We start from the raw sequence: 26,655 nt of genomic DNA, 5'->3' as shown, positions 1-26,655 counted from the left end.
ACTTTTTCATTTCTTCCTCATAGGCCGTAAACAGCCGCAAGCGGAAAATAAGTCAAGGGTGGCTTTGGGCGTGCGAAGGATTCTGCGCGGCCACTCGCGAAGCCCTTGACTTATTTGGAGCGGTGGCTACCTTTGCCTAGTAGGAAGGAATCCCTAGCTCAACTGTCAGATCAAGTACTAGCTATTACAATTTAGTCTATCATGAATTCAAACGCCAAATCTCCAACGACAAATATTTATCGATAGCCAATGCGACTACCCGAGTTGTAATTTGTCGGTTTTGTGGCGTGTCTGGAAAGAAGTAAAGATCCCAAAACATAACTTAACCCCCAAACTGATGGCAAAACAATTGCGTTTCGATGTTGAAGATCGGGTCCACTATATTTTTGGCGCAGAAGGTGCGGAACATTATGTGGTCGTTGCCACACAAGCAAAGCCGCGTGTCAGACGTGGCGGCCCAGATGATGGCAAGCCTCTATATCCAGAAGAGGACAAAGACTATATAATCGTGCAGTATCCACTCTTGACCGATCGAATAAGCCCATATGTTCATGTAATTGACGGCGAACTGGATCCCATCCATTGATATTTCGATGTTATGATTAATTATAAACCTTAAAATGGCAATTCTGAACATATCTCTTGAAGACTTAATAATTGCTTACCGGAAGGCAAAGGTTGACGCATTCTACGAGTCCGGACATAATACTGCAATTTCGTTTGCCCTATATGAGACCGAACTCCTTGAAAATTTACGAAAGCTCAGATCGAACTTAAACTCGGGCGAGCATGATTGGGTTCAGCATGAAGATTTCGTGGGGTCTCACGCTATACTGTTAAAATCTGTTTCCAGGGAGGGTAAAGAGAAATCAGTAGTCTATTCAAATGCGAATAAGCGATGGTTTCCCGGGGATAAGGCTATTGTCGATTTCAGAATTATTGGTCAGCATTCTGTTGACTTTCACATCTTGTCCTCGCTCTGGATAGATAAAGTCGGATACCGCCTGGAGGAGAAGGTTTCGGAAAATAGTTACGGATGTCGTTTAAAACGTTCCGGACAAACGCCCGAATCATTTGTTAATGAGGAAAATAAGAATTCTGCTCCAAACAAACTTCAATTGGGTCACTTTAGAAGATACATTCCTGATTATAAGAAATGGCAGAGAAACGGTTTGAAAGCAATTAAAGATAACCTAAAGGAAGAACCCCGATTGGTGGCTGCAACTTTTGATTTAAAAAAGTTCTACCACAGAATCGATCCAAAGTTTTTACTTGATGATATTTTTATAACCGGTGTTCTCAAATCTACCTATTCTGAAGAACAGAAGGAATTGACAACATTGCTGGTAAAGGCCATCGAATTTTGGAGCAATCATATTGTGTTAGATGCTGGTATTCCGAGAGAATTTAAGGTTAACAATATTGGCGGCGTTCCGTTGGGGTTAGGGGCTTCAAAAGTCTTCGCTAATCTAATACTCATCGGTATTGACGACGAAATTAAGGATAAGCTGAAACCTGTTTACTACGGGCGATATGTGGATGACTTCTTTATTGTTTTGAAAGATAAGACTTCAGCTATTCAAACCAGCGACGATCTGTGGACCTACCTTTCGAGTGAGTTAGATTGTATTGGTCCGCCGCCTGAAGGAAAACTATTGGAGAATGTAAATTATGCCTGTCAATTGAATTTTTCGTCTAAGTCTAAGTTGGAGTTCGGTCGTGATAAGGAGAAGATATTCATATTGGAAGGCAGCTCGGGTGAAGTCTTGATTGATAAAATACGGAAAGATTTAGATGACAATAGTAGCGAGTGGAAAATGCTTCCCGATGCGGAAGAGAACCTTGATGACCTTACTCACAGCATCGTCACTTCCACTTCAGACGATTCTGAGGATACTCCAAGCTTGCGTAACGCAGATAACGTGAGTATTCAACGGCTAAAATTCTCACTTAGACTCAGAGATTATGAGGCAATGATTGGTTTAGCCCCCGAAGCCGTTTGGAGTGCTGGAATCGAGAACTTCTTTAGGCTTAGCTTTGAATTTGTCTTATCCGCGGAACATATTCCTATATACTATAAGTACTACCCTAGAGTTATTAAGCTAGCCATTAAGGCAGACAAGCAACACTGGTTCATAAGACTTTGGGACAAGTATCAAGAATCGTGGGTCTTTCTGGCAAGAAAAGTGGATTCTGAAAATGAACGTCAACTAATCGATAAAGCGCGGGTATATGCCAATAAGCTAATAATGGAGGCAACCTTAAGTTCATTGCCTATAGACGATCAAAAGACAGCAAAGAATTGGATAGACACTCTAAAAGAGATTGGTTTTAGTGATGAGATCGATGTAAAGTTACCTGAGAAACTGTTCTATGCGGATCTACATTCATTACCATTTAGAACGGTATTCCTCAATGAAGAAAGAAAAATACCAAGCGGCTGGGGGCAGGACGCATTCTCATTACAAAAAATTGGTAAGGAAATTGATTCTTCTCTCTTGTCAATTAATGTCAGAAAAACCTTTGTAGAAGAAGTTTTTAAAATTAAAGGAGAAAAAGCCACAAATGAAGCGTTTGTACCAAATGGTCTTTTCTTTTTTACTCGGCCGCATTCCTTGCTAGAAATTACCTACTTAATACCTGAATGGTATACAGATTCTCGGATTCATTTATTTAATTCAATTGCTTCAACTTTTGGTTTACCTCATGCACCATCGAGATTAGTGGAGCACAAGACATATTCAGAAGTGAATAAATTAATTGAATTACAAATCCCCACATTACCTAACGTACCTGTAAATCCAAGTTTTGCATTAACGAGTCTTGAAACAAAAAAAATCAGCTGGGATGCTGTTGTGACGGATGCTGGTGTTGAGCCTGACACCTCAAGGTATTCCCGGATATTTCAGCTAGTTAATGAAATAATTAAGCGGAAGGAGCGAATTGACTATGTTGTATTTTCCGAGTTATCAATCCCAAGAAATATTTTATTGTATCTAGCTTCGAAATTAAAAACGAGAAAGACGTCATTAATTGCCGGCGTTGAATATGAAAAGAAGTACTCTAAAAAGGCAACGAAACCAGACATCGTTTCAAACCAGCTATTCTATATTGTAAATACTCTTGCTAGTGGCAGATACGAACAGCTAGCTATAGTTCAGGAGAAAACATCTCCAGCAATTCATGAAAAAAAAGACCTAAGAGAGCTCGGCAAAAAGAAACTTATGGCTGGAAGCGACGCTAAATTTTTGATTAATCATGGTGGCTTCTACTTTAGCGGGTTAATATGCAATGATTTCTTGAATATTAACTATCGAAACGCTTTGCGAGGATATATTGACGCATTAATTGTTGTGGAATGGAACCAAGACACTGAGACTTATGACGCTCTTGTTCAGTCGTCAAGTAGTGATCTACATTGCTTTGTAATGCAGGTAAATAACAGAACGTACGGAGATACAAGGTCAAGAGCACCCTATAAAGAATCTTATATGAGAGACCAGGTACGGATTCGAGGAGGGGAATTCGATTATTTCGTGTTGCTTACACTCAAAGTTGATGATCTGCGAAAATTTCAGAGAATTAATCCTTCGCCAAAGAAGCCATTTAAACCTATTCCAACCGGATATAAGATTTTTAAGGGACGGAAGTAGAAGCAACGTTTGTTAGATTGAAGACAGAAACTACCTATACCAGTGAATTATCCACCCCACGCGACCATGATGGAGAATCCGAAGTGGCTGACTATCTCTTTCCGTTTTGCCCTGACCATCAATTTTCAGATCACGTGACACCCAATTCCGTCAGCATTTGACCAGAAACGAGTCTAGCAATCAAGGGGTTAGAGACATAGGCGAAGTTCAAGTCCTCAGGTAACTTTATCTGCTCACGCCCTCATGAAACAAAGTGGTCAACGGGGTCGGAATCTCCACAGTATGCATATGACACACAAAGCCGGAGACAAGATGTTTGTCGATTATACGGGAGAGAAACTGGAAGTCGTTGATCCGGCGAGTGGCGAACTGCGAATCGATGCGTAAAAAAAGAGGTACCTTAGCGGCAGAAAATAAAGAAAACGAATACTAAAAACAGACCATGATCAACCCAAATCCTAATACCGATCTTGCTCGAATTTTGATGTTAACTTTCACTATTCACTTTACCTTGAAAAGAGTTGTTCACCTTAGCTGAAATCTCCAATTAGCCACACAAGTTTTTGATTCATGATTTTGCCGGGCTGTTCCGTTTTTATGAGTATAAATATTTTGATCATTTCGAACCCGTTGTATCATCGGCGGGTTCATACGTTGCTAGCCAAAACATATACGGATTCATGCACTCGTCGGGATCTAATAGCATTGCTGGGCTCATGAACTCTCGCAGAGGAACAAGTTCAAATGTCCTATCCTTTAGCGAATTCTTAAATGCATCAAGCCTGTCCATAGCGCGAGAATCTGCCCCCGGCAGAAGTACGCATACCTGATCGGTTAGACCACTTGCAGTTAAATTCATGACAACCGCACTTATCCCGAGATTCTCGGGATGAGCGACAATATGAATCCCTTCCTCGTCAAATCCAGTTGGGCTCTGTATTATGTTTCGCTGCGAATAGATGTCTTTCTCCGGGAAGAGTATTTGTTCTCGGATCTTACTGAAATGCGTGTTAAAAATGAATGCATAACCAAGGTCAGCGAACCCCCATAGGTATGCTGCACGAATGATTGAAATCATATTTTTTCGCAAATCGCCTGCATTCCATCTAGCCTCATAACCCGCAACGCTTCCGGATTTTGCCGCATCATTAAATTGCAAAACGTGTTTTGGATTTGAACGCTTCGGATCAATCACGAAGGTGTATTTCCCATCGTTCCTGGTCATCATTGTACCATTAACAAACAACTTGTCGCCAAAACTTATTCGGGTATCCTTGACAGTGCCCAAAATTCCTAAGTTGAAGGCTTTCGTGTTTAAAACCTTTGCTTGCTGACTGTCAACCGCGCTGCCTTGTGTATTGTTACAGACCTTGCAGGTTAGGACTTTTCTTTTCCATTGTACTGACTCGGGAGGAACGTGTTCTTCAGTCAGATAGTTGCGGTTGTCATTGACTTCTAGATCTTGGATAGAAAACAAATTCTGACAGATGGGGCAAAGGTATTTACCTTTAAACGCTTCTGCCTTTTCGGGTAGCATGTGCCGAACCACGAGTTCTAGATTCGTGCTATATGTTTTGAAAAGATCCTCTTTTAGTCCCATTGGAAATTTGTAAAAATACCTGTTTGTTTTTCACAACGACTACGGCATCTGTGAATTACTTGCCGCAGGTTCGCTAGCATAGTTACCAGAGATTAACCGTTTGATAATATGGTTGCCCGGCATGTCGGCTCTGAGCCCGCAGCGCCGTGTTATCAACATGAAATTTATGCATATGGTTTCAAATTAGGTTTTCCGTTTAATCCCGAAATTGGTGTTACGATAGTAACCCTGCCTTGGAGACTTATTGTCATCTGATTTTTTTCCTAGCTATCACGGCACCCAAGGGAACTGTCGATCATTGTAATTGTAAATGGCGGTAATCAGATAATTACGGTGGTTTATTGATAATAGGGGTTAATTCGTTATTTTCACTATGTGTCCCAGTAGCAATGCTTATTGGAGAACAATGGACGTTGTTTTTAACCTTCTATCGATGTCGCTTCGAATTCCCATTGACTATAAAAAATTGACTGACTCCCCTTATTCAAGGGCCAATCAATCTTTTTTTAATTTCTCTAAGGCTGACACCCACGACTTCGTTCATGATCTGGTGCACGGCAATCCGACTTGCTACTTGATTTCTGGATATCGAGGCGTGGGTAAGTCTTCCTTTATCAAGAAGCTTGAAGAGGAGGCCAAAGGTAAATCCACAAATTCTCTATTTGTCTATCTCAATTTTGCCAAACACGAGCCGAAGTCGATACTGTTGAGAAAGCTTATTAGGAATTTTTATCTGCGATTAACAGATAGCGAAAACGATTCACTCTACTCGGGACTTGAAACAAATCAAGAGCTAAAAGTTCCGTTGGAACATTTTCATGAGCTGTATGACCGGACTTTTTTCGACGTATCAAAGAATTCCAATATCAAAAATACCAAAAGTCAAAAAACGATTTGGAAAATTGAGGCAAATCTGGCAAAAATTGCATCGGTCGTTTGCGGATTTGTTGCCTTTGTATTTTTGTCTTCGTCGTTAGATTTGAAGGTATGGCAAAGCTACATTGTTATTATATTGTCTGCTGCGTTTATGACAATGCCGTTCCTTTCACTCTTTGATTTTAGTAAAGTTGATGAAGACCATGAAGAAAAAACCAGCGAGAATTCCAGAAGCCAACTCTATGATGATGAGATTGCAGAATACTCGTTAATTAAGGTTCTCTCCTCTCTGAAGGATCATGTCAAGGTGATGTTCGTTCTGGATGAACTCGATAAGGTCTCGGATGACCGTTTAGTTGAAGATCTGATCAACGAACTTAAGCCAATAATGCTTTCCGGGCTTGCAAGTTTTATAGTCGTGGCCGGGCAAAACCTCTACTACAATTACTTTTCATCGCACACCAAAGACGATAGTCCGCTTTCAAGTCTTTTTGCTAAGGACCATCACATCCCTCTGCTTTCGCCTTCAGAATTTCGTTTACTATTTAAAAAGACCATTCGCACCGACGCGCGGGATTTAAGTGAGGAAGACTCCAAGTTACTAGACTCATTTGTTAGCTACCTAATATTGTCTTCAAAAAGGATACCTCGGAGATTCATTTCACTGATTCGCCAAAACCTGGTTTGGACGGACGATTCAGCTTACTTAGAGATAAGCAAGTCGAAAGAAGACCTTGAAATCTATTCTATCGTGCTTCAAAGCGTAGAAGATATTCAAAATCAGATGATTAATGCCGAGGGATATCCATCTGCCATATCAGATTACCTCAGCATGCAATTGCTACTGGAGTTGGATACCGTGATACATAACCATAATATTCCCAATTAAATCGATACCATGGAGAAGGAACGAAGTGCAGTCTCTCATCAAGCGACCGCGTTAAAAGAAAAATTACAGCCACTGGTCGAAAAATACGTAAACATATTGTTGGCTGACTTAGCTAAGAAGGGGCTTGTTGAGGAACTGTCGGATAGTGTAGGAGGCAGAATATTTAAACTCAGAAATAAGACTGGAAGCAACGTTATCCTCAATTCCGAAAATACACACGCTAGACTTGCAACAGAAGACATTTTGGACTTTCGAGATCTAGCCCAATCGTTATACTTTAATTTGAATGAAAAATTAGGTCCTGATCGTGAAAAAATTCCGGTGAGCCAAATCGTGGAAGAATTTCAAAAAGCAGGCGTGGTAAATATTCCGAACCTTGGTTCAACGCGGCTGCGGGACATTTTAGATAAAGGAAAACTACTTCTTAACGATACGAACTCTGACATTCAGAAAGAGGGAAGCGAACTTCTTGATATACAGAATAACTATAATTATTATGTAGGGGCCCTTTTGGAGTATTACGTGAAGGAGATTGCTCAGAAGGAATTTCAGGGTTTCAAATTTGTAGAACATCATAGAATCGGATCAACCGAGATTGACCTTTTAGCTCAAAGTGACATTAAGCATGAACCCGACGCCATATTTGAAATCAAATACCGAAGAAGAGCGCTCGGTACGTTGCGCGAAGATTTAATCAGCTCTTTTGAGAAGATGTCGCGTTATGACAGAACAGTCCAGAAGGATACATGCCTAATAATAATAATTTTTACTGACGAAGGCAGCGACGTTCTTGAAAAGATCAATTATAGATTTAGACAATATATGGAGGAGTCTTTCCCTTCATTCCGCGATCGAATATTTCTTAAGGCTCTGTATAGCAAAAACAGCCACTTGCTTAAGGAAGGCCTCAAAAACATCCATTCTCAAATTTTGAATTCCAATTCAACGACCTTTGAATTGGAGCTACGCTCTGGCGCCGAAAACCGAGGCATTGAGGGTGATGACCACCTGTTTGAAAAAGTATTCGATCTCAGGAAATTTCGTTATGAAATTTCCATTGAACCTCAAATGGGCATCCGGCATTGGCGAGTGGGGCTGCGGTTCGCCCAAGCGGCATCTTTTCCGCCCCGAGATAAACGGCACGTAATGAACTATCCTCTATTTCATGCCGAAAAGAATGCGAATTCTAAAGGTCTAAAAGTTTCATATTATGGTTTGACTGGTGGCCAGGAGTACACCAAGTCTACAAAGATATTGGACTATCGTGGGGATGCATTCACTTTTTTTGTTTCACTATCAAATAACGTTGCACGTATTGATATGGTTGATAAGAATAGAGATTCGATTCTGCCTGAGCCAATGTTAATATCAGGGAGCCCGTATTTTATGTTGTCGGCCTGGGCAGACGGGAAAAACCAATTTCATTTCAAAGGCCAAGTCAAAGAACAGGCATTAAAGTTATCTCAAGGGACAATTCAACTGGAGCCAAAAGCAAACCCAAAAATCATCTCGGTTGAGGTGCTTAGCGAAAACGATCACGCAATTGAAAATTGTCATATCGTTTTGCTTGCGGAAAATAACACGTTTCATGAAGGCTATACTTCAAGTGATGGTCGATTTCACTTTCAAATACCGGCGGAAACGAATTATGCAATCCTAGCTGCCCACCCGAATTATTTCTGCACAATTCTTGAGAAATTTGATAGTTCAAATGATATACTTGTTCGGCTACCTGATGATGAGGATGGCTCGGGGTCAATCATTTGTCCAAATGGAACGGGAGGTATCCCTGGGTTGGTTGGTGGATTGAATCCGATCCTTGACACAGAACTCCGAACCTATCTATATGCGGACAATATTGCTATAGATGGGGGCGCTCAACAACCAGTCCCTTTTGAAATTGATAAACCCTTGTTCCTTGAAGACAAACATGCAAATAAGAAGAGTGTAATCTTTCGCTTTATCAGAGGTAAAACGTCGGTTGTTGACTTTGTGTCTGTGTCCTAGTGGTTTCCAGGACCGATGGTGAGTAATGTTAAATGGCGCCGGGTGTAAATTTATTTGACCGCTTTCGGCTCTTTTCTAATGAACTCGGTGTTTCTGAAGGTTATTATTTTTTGCTGTCTTTTTGGTACTTAAGTTCGGATTTTCACCGGATTCCTGCCAAAAGACTTCGGCCTAAAACGGCACCTGCCCTACGGCCTTCCTTCCAATTTATTCCGATTCCTTTTGGCGTAAGGATTTGTAGCTGACCCAAACCGATTCTAGTCTCTCTATCTTCCAAATGATAAACCTAACTGTAAATAAATAGTACTACATTAACTGTGTGGAAACCGGTAAAATCTATCTGCACTAAACTCACCCGTTAACTATTTCGAATATGGGATTCAAAATATTTAGAACAACCCACTTCCGAAGTTCGGATTCGACGATACAGCTGAGTGGGAAGCTGAACGCATATAATGTAAGAGATTTCTGCACCGCTCTCGATCGCTTCCACAAGTCCGCAAAATCCAATATTACAATTGATTTTGAGCACGTAGAACTTGCTTATCCAAGTGGAGTCCTCCCGATAATTTCAAGCCTCGATTTGCTAAGAGATCAAGACATAAAAATCTATGTAAAACTTCCCACAAATAATAATACAAGGAAACTCTTCAGAAGTGTAAATTGGGCACATCTCCTAAGCCCTGATCAATTTGAAAAATCAGAATCAATTCATGACCGTCATCTAGTTACACGAAGATTTGAGAATGCAGAGCAGCAAAAAGCTGTCGTAGATGACTTTATGGATGTTGTATTACGAAATATGACTGTCCCTCGTGACATTATTTCGGGCCTTGAATGGTCAATAAATGAAATAACAGACAATGTTCTTAATCATTCCGAATCAATTCACGGTGGCATAGTGCAAGCAAGTACCTATCCCACTAATCAGACAATTGCATTCGCGGTTGCCGATTCTGGACGCGGCATTCTTAAATCAATGCAGGAAGGATTCCCATCTCTTCGAACGGACATTCAGGCAATCGGTGAAGCCGTAAAAGCAGGTGTAACTAGAAATCCAAAGTTTGGACAAGGCAACGGATTAGCTGGTTCATTAAAAGTGACAACCCTAACGGGGGGGTCCTTTGATTTAACAAGTGGTACAGGACGAATTGTAGTCACTAATGACGAGACTATTCGAAAGCCCCTTAAGCAGGGTTACTTTCAAGGAACTGTGGTTTGTGGACAAATTAAAATCAATAATGATTTCAGGGTCTATGATGCCCTAGATTTTGGCACAGGAATAAAATACATTCCTGTTGATATTGTCGAAATGCAATATGAGATGGAAGATAAAGACTGTCTTATTTTGAGGATGAAAGACGAGACAACCGGTTTCGGCACAAGAAAATCTGGAGCACAAATTCGAACAAAACTTAAGAACCTATTAAATGCGCAGCCAACCTACCCACTAGTCGCAAATTGGGAAGGGGTCCCTGTAATTTCCAGTAGTTTTGCCGACGAAGTAATGGGTAAGCTATTTGTTGAGCTAGGAGCCTTGGCTTTTTCTTCGCGAATACGAAATACAGGTATGGAGAAATTGGTTCACGGTTTGCTTGACAAGGCAATTGCTCAACGTCTGACACAGGAAAAGGACACTATCTAAATAATTTCCTTCTAATCCATAGCTTAAAAATTCTGATGAATAAGTTTTATTCGCACGTTCTTGACAAAAAGGTTCTCACGGTCTTTACTACAATTTCAATATTGGTTTTGTTTCACAAGGTCTTCGAAAGGTGGGCGACCGAATATTTTGTATCAACACTAGTGACATTTGTCGATTCCGTATGGTATAATGACGTAATCTTTCTACTTGCAACCGCGCTCGTTGTGGTTCATTTTATTCATCGAACAGGGAAATCCCACCCCAAGCCAAATGTAGTTGTTTTCTTTATCGTAACGTCAGCTGTCTACTGCTATTACAGATTCACGCAGGAGGTTTGGACCTTTAGTCCATTGAAGCTACTTCCCACCATTAAGTATTGTGATTTGTTGTTGATCGCTGCAAGTGGAAATCTCCTTTTATTGCTAAATCGCGATAAAGAATTGCAACAGAATACAGCATCTTCATTTTTAGATGACGAGCCGCTCGGGGTTATAAAAAATGACGAATTGGGCTACAGTGGCTATTCGTCCCTGGTCGCCCACAAGATTTTAGAAAGTCATTTTAATAAGTCTTTCGCAATTGGCATTAACGGACGATGGGGTTTAGGAAAGACATCCTTTATCGATCTTCTCAAACGGAATCTAAAAAGTCCCGCGATAATTGAAGTGAACTACAATCCCTGGAACAGCAAAAGCCCTAGAGCTATCGTAAAAGACTTCTTCGACACAATTCAAGAATGTATACGGCCATATCACTCCAATCTATCGGATGTCATAGTTTCATATTCGGAAAAGTTGGTCGCAATTGACGACAATGCCATTAGCCGATCAATCCACACTTCAATGGCATTTATGACTAGCTCCGAATCGATTAACAGCTTGCATGACGAGATAAACAAAACACTAAAGAATGTTGGCAAAAAGATAGTGATTTACATTGACGATCTTGACCGCCTGGATAAGGAGGAAATATTAGAAGTAATACGACTGATTCGTAATACAGCAAATTTCCACAATACCTATTTCATCGTAGCATACGATAAAAACTATCTCGCGGCAGCTTTACGAGAACACAATTCCTACAACCATGAAAGATTCTTGGAGAAAATATTTCAGCTCGAAATCAGTCTTCCATATTTCGAAAAAAGCATATTTAGACAGAAGCTCGCCGAAAGGATAAAAGGAGCCTTCCCTCAACAGTATCACGAAAGTATTGATAACGAAATATTGGGTACTTTTTCGATGAGGCCAACGTACTTAGACGATTGGTTGGAGACAATGAGAGACGTAACCAGGCTTACAAATTCGTTGGTGCTAAATCTCGGCAGACTGGCTGGCGAAACTGAATTTGGTGATTTTTTAAGAATTGAATTGCTTCGCCTAAAATACCCCGCAGCCCACGAACTACTATTTACGCGTACCACTGAATTCTTAGAAACGTCTCAAAGAAGCAATGACAAATTCACGTACCAACTAAAAAACCTATCGGGGGAGAATAAAAAATCAAACCCCAAATTTACAAACTGCAATAGCGAGCTGGAATTGTTTCTCCTCAAAAATCATTCGACTTTGTCAATTCCAAAAAGGGACATTGGAAAAATTCTAGAGATGATTGGAAATGTCTTCGACAAAGCGCAGTCCTATTCACTCAATTCTCGATCACACTTGTCAATTATTCATCCCAGTAAATTTGATCGATACTTCGCATACAGCTTACCTGAAGGGAATCTTTCAGAGGTTCAATTTGGTAGCGCAAGAGTGTCGTCGCAAGAAGACTTCAATTCTCAGATTACGGGTTGGGTCCAGAAAGGGTATGAATATGAGTTACAAGAAAGATTTACCCGAATAAAGTCCTTCGATAATCGCCAAGATTTTGAAAAAATCATCAGGGCAATTTTCCATTTGGCAAACGGAAAAAGTCAACAACAATTTCGCTCTTACAAGCGTCATCGGATATAGTGGAGATGACTTACTAGACAAGCTAAATAACTACGACAGCAATATCGAAAATAAATTCTATCCGAAAAGAAAAGCAGATTATCAAAAATTTGTAAGAGAATTGTTTACAAATGCAGAAAGTCCATATCGATTTGAATCTGAAATCGCTTCCCTTATTAGTAATCACATGATGGATGATTTTGGCCTCCCGAGGCAGGAATTTGATAACATGGTATTAAGCTATTTCAGAAAATATGCTGCGAATAAGAAATTGGACGAAAATACTTGGATGCTGTTTCATAGTTGCAAAAGAACGCATAGGGTAGATATGGGAAATAGCACTTTCACACGTACGGAAGAAATCATTGAAGATGCTAAACTCGTTATGGCCGAAGTCGTATCAAATGATCTTAACCAATTTCTTTTAGAGATGATCCACCCAGAAATATTTAAGAAAGAGTCTTTTTCTGTTAGTCAATTTGCTCTAACCTTGTATGACACCTGGCCACGATTTAAGGAAATTCTTTACGAAAGTGATGAAACCAAATGGAGTTATCTACGAGAGTTCAAGGAATTCTTTGCTGTATTTGAAGCAAAGGACTTCGCAGTTTATGTCCCATTTGATTTTAAAGAAATTCCAATACACATACGAACTGGAAAGGCATAAGATCAAAAAGACCATTCAGTGCTAAATATGGAAACGCATGTTGCATCCCGTTAAAAACCAACACTACGTACCTAAGTTTCTTTTAAAAAACTTCACAAGCAACGAAACACACGTCTGGACTTTTGATAAAGAGGCACATGCTAAAGGCTGGAAAGCGGTGGAGGAGAAGCCTATAAAGTCCGTTGCAAGTGCCGATTATTTTTATGATAAAGAAGTCGACAGCGTAAAAGAAAGCCTTGAATATCAACTCGGCCTGATTGAGAATAGTGTATCTCCCCTAGTCCGCGAGTTGGCAACACATAGGGACCTGAATATTTTGTCGTCCAGCGAAAGAGAATTATTAGCAATGTTTCTTGCACTTCAGATGTGTCGGACTAAGGAGAGAATGAACAATATTCAGCGTCTTACCAATGAGGTTGCTCAACAACTCCGAGATAAAGCAAATATTTTTGTCCCGCCAGCGGACACTAAGGAACTCTGGCTAGATCAGATTTACGATGCGCCAGAATATGCCGATCTGTTAAAGCGGAAAAACTGGGTACTCCACGTTTGCAAAAGGAATTTCTTTCTCTCAGACAATCCTGTGGTGTTCAGTAATCACAAAAATCCTCCTGGAATCAGAGGCACACTAGGTATTAACTGTGATGGGATTGAAATTTATTTACCATTAACAGATTCATTAATCTTAGCCGTTCTTTGTGAACGTGTTTATAAAGACCTGAAAGGAACCTACAATGTTCCTGATGCCCACCTTGATTACTATAACTCCCTTCAAGTTAGTAGATCCGATCGCTTCATCTTTTCATCGACAGGCAACTTTGATCTGGCATTTGATATGCTAATGCCCTAGATGTTTATTGTCTTCGAAACGGTCGCCCCGCTAACTTCCTAGAGACTTATAGCCTGGGCGTCCCCATTTTGAAAACGTTCCATTTGTTGCGGATAAATCAATTATAGAAATGAGCAAAATCCTATATATTGAGTTGGCATAGGATTTTTCTAAACAGATTGAAGGTATGGGAAGGAAATTTCATTTGAAGTATGAAGAAAGAAAATATAAAGGAGCGATTTATTGGTGTTGAGTTCCGTTTGGATGAAATTACAAAAGAAGAACTAAGTTCGTTACAAATCGGCTTTGGATTGATAGATGGCGCCCTAACGGTGGTACTAAAAACCGATGACCGTGAAATATTAACAAACGCGATCAGGGGATATCAACGTAAAAATAAGCCGGGTTTCAATTTAAAAAAGATATATCACAAGAGTAATTCCGGGAGCCTGGAGCCGCAATCATTTCTCAAAGATACAGACGCCATATTTGCGATAGACACAAATGAGAAACGGATTGGAAAAGTCCACATGTCAGTTGGAGTGGTGGCCGGCCTGGAATTAAAGGCCGGTGAAAATGGAACATTTAATATCAACGCGACTGTGAAAGACTACATTCATTTTCAAGACAGCCATCACGTCGAGAAGAACGAAAACAGGAGTTGGAAAACGTTCATAGAGAATTATAATAGGTTTGAGGAAAACAGAAGCCTAAAAACCACAATTGTCGTCGATAGTGATCTTGGACTACTCGATAAGTATAACAACCGGAATCTGCCCATCTATCAGGACTTCTTTCTTCCTCCGAATATTTCCTTGGTTTATGCATCGGCAGATGTAAGTAACGATACCATAATCAATAAGATGATCACATTTTGTGATGAGGAATCCTCAAGATCCTTGAAGGATGTCGAGAAAGAGCTATACAAGACCTTTCATCTCTTACGTGACAGCCTCATAAAAAAGCATCCGGACAAGGCTTCAGAAATCATTTCGTTCTTTGAATCCCATTAGTTTTCCCTGCTGATATGATACTTTCATTTACGGGACAGAGACATTCACCCACAGCTTTTTTCCTAATTGATTGGAGACATCCCTCACGGCGTTTCTGTTCATTAGAAATTGTCGGTCGGCACGGTAGAAGTCCTTGCCTCCGATCTTTTCAAGTTCTTCCAGATTCTTTCCCGGAAAGTATTCCTTCTCATTGAAGGAGATCAGGTGCACCAGGTCATTCTCCAGGTAGAACACCGCCGTGTCCTGGAGTTTTACCGGAATGATTTTGTCTTTGTATGGCACCAGGCTTGAGCTCGCCGTTTCACTCATTTTGCTTGTCAAACAGGTTCATGATCGTCTCCAGTGAAGCGTCAGTTTGCTCCCATTGGACTGCGTAAGTCATTTGAATTCTTCCAGGGCGACAATTACGGTGGCCAGCGTGAATGGCTTTAGCAGATAATCTATTCCATTGGCACTAAACGCTGTGAGAGCATACTCGTCATAGGCTGTGCAGCTAATCACTGGGGTGGTTAGCTTTATTGTTTTTAGTATCTCAAAGCTCAGTCCATCACCGAGCTTAATGATGCACCACGACACATGGCCCGGACAACGTAGGCTTCAGGCGTCCCCGGGCGCCGTAGCGATCTGATCATTAAGTACGGTAGTAACACGTTCCAATCGCCAAGTCTAGCCTTATTTAATGCTATATAGGCGCACAGATTATTTTTGACAGCGTGCCGAGTTACGCCTATTTGAAAAGGACACAAGGCCAAAGGCTCCCTGAATTTTATGCCGGAAGCTTTTGACTGCTCGATGCATCCGCTGCCCGAAGCATCTTTGTGACAGAATTAAATTCTTCAACGATTTGGACCCAATCAATAAAATCTTCGAGTGTGAATTTACCGCCCGAAGCCTTTTCTACGTTTCCGCTTCTGTGTCAATCTTAGCGATGCTTCTGGTGATTGGTCATGCTCAAGATGAGGGCTGATTAAGCCACCAATAATGCCGGCCAGCGAATCTGCTACGCTTGGGTTCCTTGCGTTAGGAAGGTCTTTGGGCTTTGGACTAGCGTCCAAATTTCTATTGGTTCTGAAAGGAGGCTTAGTTGAATTCTCATTCGAAATCGATGACTTTTTAAGCTAATCAATCTGACCTAGCTTCGTAGCGACAGTTTTTGACCGAGAATTGGCATTTGAATAGTTATGAACCATCCGTCCTGCTTCATTTCGAGTCCCTTATTGAGCTTCTTTATTAGCGACAAACTTTTGCTTCAACAACAGCATGTCATTGCTAACCTTACGATCGACAATCTTAGCATAGTGTTGTGTGGTACGAATATTCTTATGTCCTAGCATTTTGCTAACTGTTTCCATAGGTACACCGTTAGTAAGTGTAACGGTCGTCGCAAAAGTATGCCGGGCACAGTGAAAGGTTAGTTCTTTTTGAATCCCACATACATCTGCCAATTCCTTCAAGTACGAATTAAGCCTTTGGTTGCTAATCACAGGCAAGAGCTTGTTTGATCCCAGCGCTTCCTGGCTCTCTTTATAAATCGCAATCGTCGCGAGAGCTTGTGGAAGTAGGGGAATACGAGACGCGGTATCCGTTTTTGTTCTTGTGGTAAATATCCATTTTTCCCCATCAATACCAGTCGCAATGTCGTCTGCCGTTAACTTTGCGACATCGCTGTAAGAAAGCCCGGTGTAGCAACTAAACAAGAAAATATCTCGAACCTGCTTCAGTCGATTATTTAAAAATGTTTTTTCGGATACGATCTTCAATTCGCTCTCCGTGAGAATAGTTCGATGGGTTTCATGCAGTGAAATTTTATAGACCATGAAGGGATCTTTTTCCAGCCAGTCTTTTGCAACACATTGACGAACAATCTTCTTTAACTTTTTAACATACCCCATCGCAGTATTATGAGCGCAATTTTTTACCGACTTTAAATAGAAGTCATAATCATTAATAAATTCAAAATTCAGCCGAGCAATATTAATATCATCCTCGCCGAACTTCCATTGTAAAAACTCATGTAGAGATTTTCTACACACTTGAAAGCGTTTATAGGTGCCGAGCGAAAAATGTTTCCCGACAAGCTGACGAAACTGCTTATTATGCTCGTCATAAATCTCTATCAGCATTCTAGGCTTTTCATTTTCAATTCCTAAGTATTTGGCTTTAATGGTCGCACCGGTAACCTCTACGCCACACGCAATAAGCTCTCTCTGAATTCCATAGATTCGAAATTCAATTGCTTCCAGAAATAGATTAAACTCTTTTGCCTCTGGGCTTTTCCCATTTACTCTTCCAGCGTGTGCATTCCACTTTTCAGCCGCACACTGGCGCTGTATGGAAATCTCTGTTCTCACCCCATCGATTGTTACTCGCAAGTAAACGGTTGGGTGTAGTGTTGTGCTTTTTGATTTTTTTAAAAAGAAAAGCTGATTGAATGTTTTTTTCATCTTAATGACGCGCTGTTAAAAGTTAGAATTTACAGTTTGCCACTAGTATTGGTCAAGATGTTTTGTCTTTGAACATCTTGAATTTCTGTGTGTTACAGCTAATTCGGTGCGTCATTTTTTTGCTTTCAATGACGCACCGAATCTCCCACCACAGCATTGATATTAGATGAACATTTTGGGTAGGTTTATAAAAGAAAAACCCCCAAAACATTTCGTTTGTGGGGGTTTGATGATCTTCGATTACTTGCTAAGTGATCCCGCTGGGATTCGAACCCAGGACCCATACATTAAAAGTGTATTGCTCTACCAGCTGAGCTACGGAATCGTGATAAACAACGTGTTGGTTTCGCCTACTTCCTTGCCTGTTTAGAGGCCTTTTCCGTAATTGAGGACGCAAAGGTAACAGGATAAAAAAAATATGCAAAGACGCGTTCTAAAAAATCTCATCATTCTTGCACTAAGTTTTTTTTCGGGGCTGCAGGCCGCCAGCGCCCAGGTGGGCGCCTTCAGGCTGGCCCAGGCCGATTCGCTCTATGGCAAAAAACGCTATGTGCAGTCGCTCGAGCACTATCAGGCCATCCTGAACCAGCACGAATACAGCCCGGCCATGTTGCTCAAAATGGCCTACATCCAGGAAGGCCTAAACCGCGTGGGCCCCGCCCTCTACTATCTGAACCTCTACAACCTGGCCACAGACGACGAGCAGGTGCTCGACAAAATGGAAGAGCTGGCCACCAAACACAACCTCGAAGGCTATAGCCAAACCGACAAAGACCTGGCCCTCTCCTTCTATCACAACTATCACCAGCCGCTGTCGGCAGGGCTGGCGGTGGTGGCGCTCTTTCTGGTGGGCCTCACCGTGTTTTCTAAACGGCGCGGTGGCCGCGGCCTGGCGCCGGGCCTGGCGTGCGCGTTGGTGCTGGTGGGCTTGGTGGTGCACATCAATTTTGGCGAAAAAACCGACACGGGCATCATTGGCAACGGCAACGCGTTTCTCATGGACGGCCCCAGCCCGGGTGCGTCTGTCATCTCCGTTGTAGACGAAGGCCATCGCGTGCAGATTGTGGGGCACCGCGATGTGTGGATCGAAATTTTATGGAATGGCCAAACAGCCTACATCCGCGACACCAACTTGCTACCGGTTCGACTGTAGGTCATAGAACGAGAGGGTAATGAGACCCTTATATTCTTTGTTCGAATATTTCAGTAGATAATAATACACGCCCGAGGCTTCGTGGTCGGCATACCACCTGAAGTCGCGGGCGTTGCTTTGAAACACCTGCTTGCCCCAGCGGTTGTAGATCACAATGCCCTCAAACACGCCCACACAATTGTCGCGCGGCAAAATGCTCACCAGCTGGCCCGTGGCTTCATCAACTTTCACCATGGCAAAAAAGTCGTTATAGTTGTCGCCGTTGGGGGTCACAAAGTTGGGCGGCAAAAAGTCGCGGTTCTCGTGGTCAATGTCTTTAATGGTGATGTTCACGGCCACGGTGTCGCCCTTGGCGTTGAAGCAGCGGTCGTCGGTCACGTTAAAGGTAAAGGTGTAGTCGTTTTGGTAAACGTCGTCCACAAAAATGTCGCACACGGGGTTCCAGGCAAAGGTGGCTTCGGCCGTGCCGCGGCCTTCGCCTTTGGCAAAGGTGTAGCCCGAGGGGGCCACGGTGCCTTCGGCGCCAATCAGGTCCACTTTCACCAGGTCGGGTTGGGGTGTCACGTCGGGGTCGTTGCCCACCAACGCCAGCGCTATGGGCTGACCTAACTCAACCGCCATGCTGTTGTTCAGCAGCTGCACCTGTTTGTTCAGGTTGGTAATTTGCAGTTGGGGCCCGGTGTTGTCAGGTGGCAAAAGGGTCACGCTCACGTTCAGGGTGTCGGCTTTGTAGAAGCGGCATTTGTTGGCGTTGTCCACCACCACAAACTCAAACAGAAATTCGTCTTTGGCTTCCAGGTCAAGTTTGTCGCAGAAAATGTTCCAGGCAAAAAGCGATTGTATGTTGCCGTTGCCCTGGCTGCCGGGGAATGAAATGTTGTAGTCTTTAATGTCGAAGCCCACGCCGTTGCCGCTCAGCACAATCAGGTCGTTGTCGCCGTCTTTGCCAAACACGTTGAAGGTGAGGGGTTCGTTCACTTTGCGCGTCAGGCCCAGCACGCGTCGCTCGGCCGGGTCGGCGGTGAGGTCAGAGTCTATGATGGGGTCAAGGTTGCCGGGCAGTTTCACCTTCAGGTTAAACTCCATAATGTCGGGGTGGGCAAAGTTGCAATAGTCCACATCGTCGAGCAGGATCTTTATTTTGAATTGTGTGCGTTTGGTAAAGTCATACACGTCGCAGTGTGTGTCCCACTTCAGTTGTGCTTCATAGAGGCCGGCTTCGTTTTTTATCTGGATCAGTTCCATGCCCACGTCGGCCATGCTAAAGCCGTCCAGGATCACGCCCACAATCAGGTTGTCGCCGTCGTCGTCCACGCCGCGAATGGGCCAGGTGCGCACATCGCCTTCGTTCACGGTTTCGGCCACGTCGGGGGTGGTGAAGCGTGCGTTCTGGTTGGGAGGTGGCTCAATGGTCACCATCACTTTCAGGGTGTCGGTCAGGGGCAGGCTGCAGGCGTCGTCATAGGCCACAATGCCAATCAGGAAAGGCCCTTCCACATAGGGGCAGTCGGGAAAGCAGATGCGAAAGTCTTTTGTGCTGCCGTTCACCAGGGTGGCCGTTGTTTCGGTGGGCAACACGCCCGTCACATCGGCTTTGAACCCGAGGGTCATGGCTTTGATGTGAATGTTTTCCTGAAAATTATCGAGCACGTTCGAGGCATCGGGGTCAGAGACACGCACTTGTATGCAGCGGTCGGCATCGGCCACGGTGTTGGCAAAGGTCACGGCCATGGTGTTGTCGAACGTGAAGGCGGCGTCGGCCAGTTTTTTGCCCATAATCTGGGGTGGTTCGGCGTGGGCGCATTGGTCCAGCACCAGCATCTGGAAGTCGCGGCGCAGCTCGCCAATCTTCACGCCGTCGCGAAACTCTTCGCATTTCACGGCAAACACAAACAGGCCTTGCAGGGTGGGCGTGGTGGTGAGAAAACCATCGCGGCTAATGCGCAGGTCGGGCGCACCGCCCAAAATGTTGGTGAGGCTAAAGGGCGGATGCCACGTCACTTCAGGATAGGGTCCCGAGGCCAGCGGGGGCAAGGCCACCAGCGAGTGCGTGCTCAGGGGGGTCACCATGGTGTAGACCAGCGAGTCGCCGTCGTCGTCAATGCCACCAAAGTCAACATAATAAGGGCGGCCGGGGCAGGCATAGTCGTTCAGGGGTGGGAAGAGGCGTGGCGACGAATTGATAAAGGGCTTGCCGTTGCGGGTCACAGCCGGAAATTCGAGATAGAAGGTTTGGCCGGCGGCGCGTGGGCTAAAGGCGGGGTCTTCGCTATAGATGTTTTTAATAGAATAGTTTCGGCAGCAGCGCTCCCAGCTAATGTAGTATCCACCGGGGTCGTTGTATTCGCTGTCGCGCAGAATAATGTTGGTGGTGTAGAGCAGGCGCGAAGTTTGAATTTCGCCGCTGGAGCAACTGGGTTGTGTGTATTGCACCTGCGATTCGGTGTAGCCACTAAAGTCTACCGTGCGCATCATCATGTTGTCGCGCTTGCGGTAGATGGCGGCGGTAATGTTGAAATCGCGCGCACCTTCCTGGCCATTTTTCAAATCGAAATAAACAATCAGGTTCACCCGATAGGAATTGCCCGAGATATATTTAATCTCAAACTCGCCACCCACAATGTGCGAGGCCATGGCAGGCATGGACAGAGCACACAAAATCACGATCAAAAGCCTTTTCATAGTCTCCTCCAAAGAGATTAAATATAGAGAATAAGGCCGAAGCAGAAAACCCCCTGTTTTGCGTAATTTGACCACCCGATGAAAAAAGGAGACGTAATAGAGAATCTTGTAGTCGAAACCATGGCCGCCGAGGGCAAATGTGTTTCGCGATTGAACGGTTTGGTAGTGTTTTTGGAAGGTGGCGCCCCCGGCGACACCGTGGACGTGCAGCTCACAAAAATCAAAAGCTCCTTTCTGGAAGGCAAAGTCACGGCAATCAAACAACTGTCGCCCACCCGGGCCCAGCCTTTTTGCGAACATTTTGGCCTGTGTGGCGGCTGCTCGTGGCAGCACATTCAATATGAAGCACAGCTGCAATACAAACAACAGCAGGTGGTCGACAACCTCACGCGGCTTGGCGGATTGGCCCTGCCCCCCATTTTGCCCATTGTGCCGTCGGCCAAAACACGGTTCTATCGCAACAAACTTGACTACACATTTTCGGCACACCGGTGGCTCACGCGCGAAGAAATGGAGCACAGAAAAGCGCAGGAAACGCCTGCTGAAAGCTGGCCCCCCGAACCGGCGCTGGGCTATCATATTCCCCGCAAATACGACCTGGTGTTCGACGTGAACCAGTGCCATCTTCAACCCGATCCTTCCAACGGCATTCGGCTCGCCATCAAAGACGAAGCCCTCAAGGTGGGCATTCCGTTTTTCGATCTGCGCAAGCAAATTGGGTTTCTCCGCACCATCACCATCCGCACGGCCAACACCGGCGAGGTCATGATCATTCTGCAGGTGACCTACGACAAGATGGAGTGGACCGAAAAAATTCTGCGCCGTCTCGAAAAAGACTTCCCGCAAATCACGTCGTTCAACTACATCATCAACGGCAAAAAAAACGACACCTTTCACGACCTCGACATCATTTGCTGGAAGGGCAACCCCTACATCACCGAACACATGCCCAAGCCCGACGGCAGCGGCACGTTGCAATTCAGAGTGGGCCCAAAATCGTTCTATCAAACCAACTCAGACCAGGCCTATCAACTCTACAAACTGGCCTGGGAAATGGCCGATTTGAAAGGCGACGAACTGGTCTACGATCTCTATACCGGCACCGGCACCATCGCCAACTTTGTGGCCGCCCAAGCCAAAAAAGTAGTGGGCCTCGAATATGTGGCCGCGGCCATCGAAGATGCCAAGGTGAACTCACAAATCAACAACATCGGCAACACCGACTTCTATGCAGGCGACATGAAAGACCTGCTCAAAGATTCTTTCCTTGCCCAACACGGCACCCCCGACACCGTGATAACGGACCCGCCACGCGCCGGCATGCACGAAGATGTTTGCCGCATGTTGCTAAAGGCCGCTCCCCAACGCATTGTCTATGTGAGCTGCAACCCCGCCACACAAGCACGCGACCTGGGCATTTTGTCGGAGTTGTATGATGTCACAAAAGTGCAGCCGGTAGATATGTTTCCGCATACGGTGCATGTAGAAGATGTGGTGCGCCTGGAGCGCAGAAACTAAACGCAACAAAAAACGAAGAAGCCGGGGCAATAAAACCCCGGCGTGCTTTCCGTACAACCTTCATCAACCCCTTGCGAATTTTGTACACACGCCGGAGGTTTCAAGTCCTCGGCATTCAACCAACTATCTTCGCTGTCGTTTCGGGAGGGCGTGATTGTTTTGCAACGTTCACGCTTTCAAAAAACGTTTATCAATCTCTTTTCAACGCCATCAGTTTTCTTTCGGAATGAACGTGCGCTCCACTTTGTTTTGCACGGGCGTGAGTGTTTTCAAAAATTTGTAGATCGCCTTCAGGTCGTTGTCTGTCATTTGTGCGTAGGCTTCCCACGGCATGTGGCTACCTTCGGGGCCGTGGCCGAGTTTGAAGCGCGCCACAAATTGTTCGGATGTCCACGTGTAAATTCTTCCGGTGGTTGAGTCGGGGGTGAGGTTGGGGGTCACAAACGTGCCGCCGCTTTCGGTTTCATTTTCCATTTCGTTGCCGCCGGCAAAGGGCTCGCCAATAAATTTGCCCGAAGCTTTGTCGCGCTTGGTGTGGCATGAGCGGCAGTTGGCCATGGCCTCCACAATGTAGTTGCCATAGTGCGCGGTGGTGTCGGGAGCAATGGCGGGCATCACCTCGGGGGCAAGGTTGGGTTCAAGCATGAAGCGCGAAATAATTTTGCCCAGCAGGTTGAGGTCGCGTGCGGGCACTTCGTTGTGCACGGGTTTGGTAGCGCGCAAATACGACACCACGGCCGTGAGGTCTTCGTCGTTCATAGACTGAAACATCATGAAGGGCGCCAGTGCATCATTGCTGTGGTTCACGCCATAGCGGATGGCGCGTGCCACCTGGTCATCGGTGAAGCGGCCAATGCCGGTTTCTTTGTCGGGTGTGATGTTGGGTGTGTAGAAGGTGGCCACGGGTGTTTTAAATTCCACGCCGCCCATCATGTCGCGTTCGCTGGGATGCATCCCTGCTTTCAGTGCTGTTGTTTTGGGAGCATGGCATGTCCAGCAGTGGGCCGGGCCTTTCACAATGTAGCGGCCGCGGGCAATGCTGGCCGAGTCGGTGCGGGCGGTGATGCCCGTGGGGGGCGCCGTAAATTTCCGGTTGTAGGTGAGCTGCACATAGACGATGAAGGCCAGCAGGCAGCCAACAAGGAGGGCGACAATTTTGAGAAATCGTTTCATGGGGTTTTCACTTTTTGTATTGACACGAAACCCGGGCCCATCCTTATCCGTGTAAATGGCGACAATCTCAAACCCTCTCACGCCATGTATAGTGTTCAAGTCTCCATCATGCGAGACCTTATCTATGGCGCCGTGTCGCACGGTGCCAGCCTCAACGCCCTCTGCGAACGCATGGGCATTGACCCCCGCCTGCTCACCGACGCCGAAAAACATGTGGACTGGGAAACGGCCGCCGCCTTTTGGGTGCCCGCCGTAGAGATGACGGGCGATGAACAACTGGGCCTGCACATTGGTCAGCACATTGGCGCGTCGGCCTTTGGCATGCTGGGCTTTCTGTCGCAAAGTTGCCAGACCATAGAAGACACGCTCAACACCATAGTGAAGTTCAACAACACCATCAGTTCCATTTTCAAATACAACCTCGCGTTTAGCGACGACCTGGTGCACATTTGTTTTGAACCGCATCCGCTCTATGAAACCAAATATGCAGAGAGCGCGCGGCAGGCAGTAGAAGTGTCAACGTCGTCGTTCACCATGCAGCTGAGTCGCCTCACGGGCAAAACCATTCGCCCCGTGGCGGTGGAACTAACCTATAGCAAACGCGCGCCCGAAGAATATGAGCGCGTGTTGCATGCGCCGGTGAAGTTTGGTGCGGCGCGCAATTGCATCACCATCACCAAAGAGCACTATCGCATGCCCATCATCAGCTACGACCGGTCGCTGTTTGCGCTCTTCAATGCCATGCTGGTGAAAAAGCAAAACGATCTTTCGAAAGAAAAAACACTCTCCGAAAAAATAAGAAGTCTCTTCCTCTTCGACTTCAACGGGCAGGTGCCCGCGCTTGAAATAATGGCATCACACCTCACGCTAACACCACGCACGCTGCAACGCAAGCTCACCGACGAAGGCACCTCCTATCGCGCGCTGGCCCACCAGCTGCGCAAAGAGCTGGCCACCGAAATGCTGAACAGCAAACTGAAAAAACAGGAGATTGCCTCGCTGCTGGGCTACACCGACGACAGCACACTGCGACGACAGTATAAAGTGTGGGGCTTGCAGGAAGCGCGAAGCTGAGTGCTGCTTACTACCGTTAGTGATTGTAATTTTTTTTTGACATTCATTCTCATCCCTGTGCTGCAAGTGTTTACTTTTAGCGCAGAATTTTTCGTGAACATTTTTTTATGCGACAAAAGTTATTGAGCGAAGGGGCTAAAGAGCTTAGCTACGAGATCCGCGAGATTGTGAAGAAAGCCGATCTGTTAAAGAAGCTGGGCGTGGCCATTTCGTGGGAAAACATCGGCGATCCCATTCAGAAGCACCACAAACTTCCGCAGTGGATCAAAGACATCATTGCCGACCTCATGAAGCAGGACGACACCTACAGCTATTGTCCGTCAAAGGGCATGCTGGAAACACGCGAGTTTCTGGCGCGCCAAACAAACGCCATGAACGGCGTGCAGATCACGGCCGAAGACATCTGTTTCTTCAACGGTCTTGGCGATGCCATTTCGAAAGCCTATCAGTTCATATCGCGCACGTCGAGGGTCATCGGGCCCACGCCGGCCTACTCCACGCACTCCAGCGCCGAGGCGGCACACGCTGCGCACGAACCCCTCACCTACAAGCTCGATCCCAACAACAAGTGGTATCCAGACCTGGACGATCTCTACAACAAGGTGAAATACAATCCCAACGTGGTGGGTATCCTCATCATCAACCCCGACAACCCAACGGGCATGGTCTATCCGTTGGAAATTCTGCAACGCATTGTGGCCATTGCCAAAGAGTTCAACCTCTTTTTGCTGGCCGACGAAATCTATATCAACATCACCTACAACGGCGCGCGCGCCCATGCGCTGGCGGAGATTATCGGCGATGTGCCGGGCATTTCCATGAAGGGCATCTCGAAAGAATTGCCCTGGCCCGGCTCGCGCTGCGGCTGGATGGAATACTACAACCGCGACAAAGACGAAGACTTTAACCGCTTCTGCCAGGCGCTCGACAATGCCAAGATGATCGAGGTGTGCTCCACCAAGTTGCCCCAGCTGGCCATTCCGAAAATATTCGGCGATGCGCGCTTCAAACACTATCGCGAACAAACCAACGCCAACATTGGCCGTCGCAGCAAGATCATATCCGACATTCTGGGCACAGTGCCCCAGCTCACGTTCAACGAAACGTTTGGTGCGTTCTATAACACCATCATTTTCCGCGAAGGCAGCCTGAAGCCCACACAGTCGCTGGCCATTGCCGACGCCAACATCAAATCGCTGGTAGAAGGCTGGGTGAACAACCCCGACGGATCGCCACGACACGACATCGCCCTCGACAAACGTTTTGTGTATTACCTGCTGGCCGCGAAAGGTGTTTGCGTGGTGCCCATCTCTTCGTTTGCTTCGGAGCTGCAAGGTTTCCGGGTCACGTTGCTGGAGGAAGATGAAGAGATTTTGATTCGCACGTTCACCAGTGTGCGCGATGCCATTGTGGAGTATTTGAAATAACGCTTCAGAAAAAAAATAATAACCCATGCAAAGGCCTCCACAACGGAGGCCTTTGTGTTTGCGTATAG

At 45.2% G+C, this 26,655-nt stretch carries 18 protein-coding genes and 1 tRNA gene; 13 read left to right on the top strand and 6 right to left on the bottom strand.

Annotated features, from left to right (window positions below; genetic code table 11):
• Window positions 1–337: 337 nt before the first annotated feature.
• A complete protein-coding gene (locus JI741_RS15500) occupies window positions 338–586 on the top strand; it encodes a hypothetical protein (RefSeq protein ID WP_202011062.1) in 249 nt (82 codons plus the stop codon).
• 34 nt (window positions 587–620) lie between these two features.
• Entirely contained in the window at window positions 621–3,653 is a 3,033-nt protein-coding gene (locus JI741_RS15495) for an RNA-directed DNA polymerase (RefSeq protein ID WP_202011060.1), read from the top strand.
• 616 nt (window positions 3,654–4,269) lie between these two features.
• On the opposite strand, the gene JI741_RS15490 is transcribed toward JI741_RS15495, so the two are convergent.
• On the bottom strand, window positions 4,270–5,190 hold the full coding sequence (locus JI741_RS15490; protein WP_202011057.1) for a hypothetical protein: 921 nt from the start codon (window positions 5,188–5,190) through the stop codon (window positions 4,270–4,272).
• Window positions 5,191–5,686: 496 nt separating this feature from the next.
• Here JI741_RS15490 and JI741_RS15485 point away from each other — a divergent pair, with 496 nt between their 5' ends.
• The 7 genes from JI741_RS15485 to JI741_RS15455 all read left to right on the top strand — a co-directional run bounded on the left by JI741_RS15485 (window position 5,687) and on the right by JI741_RS15455 (window position 15,116).
• The gene (locus tag JI741_RS15485) at window positions 5,687–7,018 is read left to right on the top strand and encodes an ATP-binding protein (RefSeq protein ID WP_202011055.1); all 1,332 of its coding nucleotides are present in this window, start codon (window positions 5,687–5,689) and stop codon (window positions 7,016–7,018) included.
• A 9-nt stretch (window positions 7,019–7,027) separates the two neighbouring features.
• Window positions 7,028–9,025, top strand: a complete 1,998-nt coding sequence (locus JI741_RS15480; RefSeq protein ID WP_202011054.1) for a hypothetical protein — start codon at window positions 7,028–7,030, stop codon at window positions 9,023–9,025.
• A 373-nt stretch (window positions 9,026–9,398) separates the two neighbouring features.
• On the top strand, window positions 9,399–10,670 hold the full coding sequence (locus JI741_RS15475; RefSeq protein WP_202011052.1) for a hypothetical protein: 1,272 nt from the start codon (window positions 9,399–9,401) through the stop codon (window positions 10,668–10,670).
• 224 nt (window positions 10,671–10,894) lie between these two features.
• Window positions 10,895–12,628 (top strand): KAP family P-loop NTPase fold protein, encoded by a 1,734-nt coding sequence (locus JI741_RS15470; protein WP_202011050.1) that lies wholly within the window; start codon window positions 10,895–10,897, stop codon window positions 12,626–12,628.
• Window positions 12,543–13,274: a hypothetical protein gene (locus tag JI741_RS15465; RefSeq protein ID WP_202011048.1), complete on the top strand. Its 732-nt coding sequence runs from the start codon at window positions 12,543–12,545 to the stop codon at window positions 13,272–13,274. The genes JI741_RS15470 and JI741_RS15465 overlap by 86 nt, the downstream gene beginning before the upstream one ends.
• A gap of 37 nt (window positions 13,275–13,311) precedes the next feature.
• Window positions 13,312–14,124 carry a DUF4238 domain-containing protein gene (locus JI741_RS15460; RefSeq protein ID WP_202011046.1) on the top strand — a complete coding sequence of 271 codons (813 nt, stop codon included), beginning with the start codon at window positions 13,312–13,314 and terminating at the stop codon, window positions 14,122–14,124.
• A 191-nt stretch (window positions 14,125–14,315) separates the two neighbouring features.
• Complete coding sequence (locus JI741_RS15455) at window positions 14,316–15,116, top strand: hypothetical protein (protein WP_202011044.1); 801 nt, start codon at window positions 14,316–14,318, stop codon at window positions 15,114–15,116.
• 27 nt (window positions 15,117–15,143) lie between these two features.
• Here JI741_RS15455 and JI741_RS15450 read toward each other — a convergent pair whose 3' ends face one another.
• The 3 genes from JI741_RS15450 to JI741_RS15440 all read right to left on the bottom strand — a co-directional run bounded on the left by JI741_RS15450 (window position 15,144) and on the right by JI741_RS15440 (window position 17,885).
• Window positions 15,144–15,425 (bottom strand): LytTR family transcriptional regulator DNA-binding domain-containing protein, encoded by a 282-nt coding sequence (locus JI741_RS15450; protein ID WP_202011042.1) that lies wholly within the window; start codon window positions 15,423–15,425, stop codon window positions 15,144–15,146.
• A gap of 905 nt (window positions 15,426–16,330) precedes the next feature.
• Window positions 16,331–17,560 carry a site-specific integrase gene (locus JI741_RS15445; RefSeq protein WP_202011040.1) on the bottom strand — a complete coding sequence of 410 codons (1,230 nt, stop codon included), beginning with the start codon at window positions 17,558–17,560 and terminating at the stop codon, window positions 16,331–16,333.
• A 252-nt stretch (window positions 17,561–17,812) separates the two neighbouring features.
• A tRNA-Lys gene (locus JI741_RS15440) sits at window positions 17,813–17,885 on the bottom strand.
• 93 nt (window positions 17,886–17,978) lie between these two features.
• Between JI741_RS15440 and JI741_RS15435 the strand changes: the two genes are divergently transcribed.
• Window positions 17,979–18,713, top strand: a complete 735-nt coding sequence (locus tag JI741_RS15435; protein WP_202011038.1) for an SH3 domain-containing protein — start codon at window positions 17,979–17,981, stop codon at window positions 18,711–18,713.
• On the opposite strand, the gene JI741_RS15430 is transcribed toward JI741_RS15435, so the two are convergent.
• Window positions 18,696–21,395 carry a T9SS type B sorting domain-containing protein gene (locus JI741_RS15430; RefSeq protein WP_202011036.1) on the bottom strand — a complete coding sequence of 900 codons (2,700 nt, stop codon included), beginning with the start codon at window positions 21,393–21,395 and terminating at the stop codon, window positions 18,696–18,698. The two genes, JI741_RS15435 and JI741_RS15430, sit on opposite strands and share 18 nt — an antisense overlap.
• 78 nt (window positions 21,396–21,473) lie before the next feature.
• On the opposite strand from JI741_RS15430, the gene rlmD reads away from it, so the two are divergent.
• On the top strand, window positions 21,474–22,913 hold the full coding sequence (gene rlmD, locus JI741_RS15425) for a 23S rRNA (uracil(1939)-C(5))-methyltransferase RlmD (protein WP_202011034.1): 1,440 nt from the start codon (window positions 21,474–21,476) through the stop codon (window positions 22,911–22,913).
• 210 nt (window positions 22,914–23,123) lie between these two features.
• On the opposite strand, the gene JI741_RS15420 is transcribed toward rlmD, so the two are convergent.
• Window positions 23,124–24,086 carry a c-type cytochrome gene (locus tag JI741_RS15420; protein ID WP_202011032.1) on the bottom strand — a complete coding sequence of 321 codons (963 nt, stop codon included), beginning with the start codon at window positions 24,084–24,086 and terminating at the stop codon, window positions 23,124–23,126.
• An 84-nt stretch (window positions 24,087–24,170) separates the two neighbouring features.
• On the opposite strand from JI741_RS15420, the gene JI741_RS15415 reads away from it, so the two are divergent.
• Window positions 24,171–25,160 (top strand): AraC family transcriptional regulator, encoded by a 990-nt coding sequence (locus tag JI741_RS15415; RefSeq protein WP_202011030.1) that lies wholly within the window; start codon window positions 24,171–24,173, stop codon window positions 25,158–25,160.
• Between the two features lie 107 nt (window positions 25,161–25,267).
• Complete coding sequence (locus tag JI741_RS15410) at window positions 25,268–26,587, top strand: pyridoxal phosphate-dependent aminotransferase (RefSeq protein ID WP_202011028.1); 1,320 nt, start codon at window positions 25,268–25,270, stop codon at window positions 26,585–26,587.
• Window positions 26,588–26,655 lie beyond the last annotated feature (68 nt).

Origin of the sequence: Chryseolinea lacunae, assembly GCF_016735595.1 — a bacterium.
Lineage (GTDB): Bacteria > Bacteroidota > Bacteroidia > Cytophagales > Cyclobacteriaceae > Chryseolinea > Chryseolinea lacunae.
This window is presented reverse-complemented; position numbering and strand designations above follow the sequence as displayed.